4 protein-coding genes are annotated in these 2,537 nt (G+C 38.7%); all 4 read right to left on the bottom strand.

Annotation, left to right across the window (positions count from 1 at the left end):
* Positions 1-2: 2 nt before the first annotated feature.
* The gene (locus RYP29_RS08900; protein WP_311533216.1) at positions 3-260 is read right to left on the bottom strand and encodes a DUF3343 domain-containing protein; all 258 of its coding nucleotides are present in this window, start codon (positions 258-260) and stop codon (positions 3-5) included.
* Between the two features lie 51 nt (positions 261-311).
* Positions 312-911: a sulfurtransferase-like selenium metabolism protein YedF gene (gene yedF, locus RYP29_RS08895; protein WP_009661793.1), complete on the bottom strand. Its 600-nt coding sequence runs from the start codon at positions 909-911 to the stop codon at positions 312-314.
* Positions 912-998: 87 nt separating this feature from the next.
* Positions 999-2,030 carry a selenide, water dikinase SelD gene (gene selD, locus RYP29_RS08890; RefSeq protein ID WP_311533214.1) on the bottom strand — a complete coding sequence of 344 codons (1,032 nt, stop codon included), beginning with the start codon at positions 2,028-2,030 and terminating at the stop codon, positions 999-1,001.
* A 9-nt stretch (positions 2,031-2,039) separates the two neighbouring features.
* Positions 2,040-2,243 (bottom strand): DUF951 domain-containing protein, encoded by a 204-nt coding sequence (locus RYP29_RS08885; RefSeq protein ID WP_005379561.1) that lies wholly within the window; start codon positions 2,241-2,243, stop codon positions 2,040-2,042.
* Between the last annotated feature and the right edge of the window lie 294 nt (positions 2,244-2,537).

The raw sequence follows: 2,537 nt of genomic DNA, 5'->3' as shown, positions 1-2,537 counted from the left end.
ATTTAATCTTTATAAGCTAAAACTGGTTTCCCTTTTTCATACCAAAATAAGCCTGACGTACTAATCTTTTGTTCTTTTAGGATAGTCTGAACTTGTTCTACAGTATTCAAGTCTATTTGAATGGACAACCCACACATATCATTCAATTCTGGCGGTGTAGCCATCAATTGGTGAGGCACTGAAAGTTCCGTTAATATTCTGTCCGCCTTATCCCCAAAATAATAGGATGTAAAAACGACAAGCAACTTTTTATTGTTCAACGCCTCACCTCCAATAATATTGCTTAATCATTTACAACATAGATACGAGTATTATAGTTTAACAAGGTTTTCCCCAACGATAGCATCTGTAATCGCATACATGTTTGTAATAGAGCCTACCCCCACTTGATCTTTTAGACCATAATAGTCAAGACAAATGCCACATGCAGCAATTTCAACACCAAGATCAGCTAACTTTTTAATATTGTCTAAATGAACAGAATCGTTGGTTACCATTTTAACGCTACTATTGATGAAATAAATTGTAGATGGTTTCACATCGGCTTCAACCATGCACACCCAAAAGGTTTTCATCAAATTACGGCCAAGCTCTTCACTACCTTCACCAAGATAATCTTTCGTCATCAAAATGATGCGGTCACTATAATTCATAGGTTTGCAACCAATTTCCGGTGCAGGTTCTACATTCGGCGTAAGTTTAATAAAAAAATCTATACCATCTTGTCCAATTGCCACATCATAGCCACGAGACTTCCCAAATTTCTCTACATTATCGCGACTCACCTCGTTATCTACAATGGTAGTAATAATCGCGTCTGGATTTGCATCGCTTACCTTCTTCGTTTCAATCACAGGTTTTGGACACAAACTGCCACGCACATCTACAGTTAATTCATTCGTATTACTCATCATTTACCTCAATACTATTATATATTTTGTGAAAGCATCAACGCCCAACTACTCTATATACTATTAAAATCAAAATTGTAATATATCTTATTTAGTGACACGTACCGCTAAGCCACTAAAGCTTTCAACTACACCAACTATAGTGGCACCTTCAACGCCCACATCATGTAAAGCTTTTACCAAATCCGGTCCTTCTGCAGCAGACACAGAGAATAAAAGACCGCCTGATGTTTGTGGATCAAAGAGAATATCCGTCCACACAGAATCTAATATTTTATCTACTTGTACATCTGTAATAGCCTTACGATTGCCATAGGATGCCGCTGGTACAAGGCCCATTCGAGCCGCGTCAATGACGTCATCAAAGAGCGGAATATCATAAATCTTGATATGAATCGTCACATTAGAGGCACTCGCCATTTCTACAGAATGACCCATAAGGCTAAAGCCCGTCACATCAGTACACGCATGAATTGTAAAGTTATGGGCCACCTCAGCAGCCACGCGATTCAACGCACTCATGCTAGCAACCGCCTGCGCCGTACCAGTAGGAAATAAATCAGCTTTCAACGCATTATTCATAATACCTGTGCCGATGCGTTTCGTTAACACCAATACATCCCCTACTCGAGCGCCTTTATTCTTCCAAATCTCGTTAGGATTAACTTGACCGGTAATCGACATGCCAAAAATAGGTTCCTTATTTTCGATGCTGTGACCACCTACAATGGCTGCACCAGATTCAGAAACAATGGACGCAGCCCCATTGAGTACATCCGTCAATACCCCTTGTTCTACTAAGGGAACAGGAAATCCAACGATGTTCATCGCCGTTAGAGGTGTCCCCCCCATCGCATATACATCGCTCAATGCATTAGCCGCTGCAATTTTACCGAATAACGTAGGGTCATTGACAACAGGCGTGAAAAAATCCAATGTTTGTACAAGGGCAAGTTGATCAGAAATTTGATATACCCCTGCATCATCAGCACCAGTCATATCAGCTAGAACATGTTCATTTGTAACAGGTGCAACGGCCTTTAAAACACGTTCTAATATATGAGGACCAATCTTACACGCACAGCCTCCACTCGTAACATAATCAGTGAGTCGCACCATAGTCCTACCTCATTCATTTTCAGGCAAGCGCGATACTATTTTCTTCGCGGCCTTTTCAAATTTAGGGCGAGGCATCAACAACTGATGACCACAACCTTTACAAACGATAAGAAAATCTGTACCTATGCGCTTGACCTCCCACTCATCACTGCCACAGGGATGCGATTTTTTCATTTGTACTATATCGCCCACATAATATCTAATAAACGCCATAGCGCCTCCTTATACTATTTCTATTATATATATCTTATTATACTTAAAATATGTTCTCCAATATAGGTAAAAGTACACTTTGACTAATAAGATCTATCGGCTTAATCAGAATTGTTACCAAAAATAAACAGTTCTACAAACAATAATGATTTTCCATGTAATTCTCATTCTCATTATCACGCAATTTACTTTTTATAAATCCATTACTTAACAAGCTTTTAAAAACCGCTTATTTACTACATTGATAATATTTATCATTTAGAAAATTTTCGAAATAAATTTTACAAAAACACT

This window comes from uncultured Veillonella sp., assembly GCF_963534045.1.
Lineage (GTDB): Bacteria > Bacillota > Negativicutes > Veillonellales > Veillonellaceae > Veillonella.
Note: the sequence above shows the minus strand (reverse complement) of the source record. Positions and strands in the feature narration are given on the sequence as shown.